This is a genomic window from Oleiphilus sp. HI0043 (assembly GCF_001634935.1).
The window spans coordinates 1-905 of the sequence record NZ_LWEY01001504.1 but is presented as its reverse complement, the minus strand read 5'-3'; the positions used below and the strand labels follow the sequence as shown (position 1 = coordinate 905).

1 pseudogene is annotated in these 905 nt (G+C 49.6%); it reads left to right on the top strand.

From position 1 onward, the window contains the following. Nucleotides 1–905 (top strand): annotated as a pseudogene (locus tag A3729_RS21730) (hypothetical protein); the annotation flags it as partial.

Sequence of the window (905 nt, the reverse complement as noted above, 5' to 3'; positions counted from 1 at the left end):
TGCAGGCTACAAAAAAGGCATCGACCTTTATAGCGTGGCAGAGCTTCAGGAAACCATCCGCGAGCAAGTAATCAAGATTGGCCAGGAGTACCCTGAAAACCGTATTCGCCTGAAATGCATCGGCGGTGGCGGCGGTAAAGGCCAACGCATACTCTCCAGCCCTTCAAGCTTTAAAGGCAGCATCGAAGAGCGCTTAAGCCAAGCAGCAGATGAAGCACCTTCTCTAGTACTTGAGATCCTCAACGAGGTAAAAGCGACAGGCCAAGGCGACAACAAGAATATTCTTGTCGAGTTGAATATCGAAACCACTCGTCACCAGGAAATCCAGGTGATCGGTAATGGTGAATGGGCACTGGCTTTGGGCGGTCGTGATTGCTCTTTGCAGATGCACGAGCAAAAGCTGCTTGAAATATCGGTTACGACCGAAGATTTACAGCATGCGCTTACAGAGTCGTTGCATCGCGGTAGTGAAGCCGAATCTAAAATCCTTAGCCAGGAGATCAAAACCCTTCAGGCGATGGAAAAAGAATCCGAAGTATTTGGTCAGGCTGTAGGTTTGGACAACGTATCCACCTTCGAGTGTATCGTTGACCGCGACAAACACTTCTTTATGGAAATGAACACCCGAATTCAGGTTGAACACCGCGTTACAGAGCTCTGTTATAGCCTGAAATTCGTCAACCCCGACAACGCTGATGACAGTTTTACGGTGCACTCATTGGTCGAGGCCATGGTATTACTCGCTGCACACGGCAAGCGCTTACCCAAGCCCGAGCGCGTATTGCGTCATAATGCTTCGGTTGAAGCCCGCCTTAATGCAACTAACCAAGCTTTGGCACCCCATGCAGGTGGTTTGATTGAACATTGGTCAGATTCGCTTGATGGCGAAATTCGTGACGACCAGG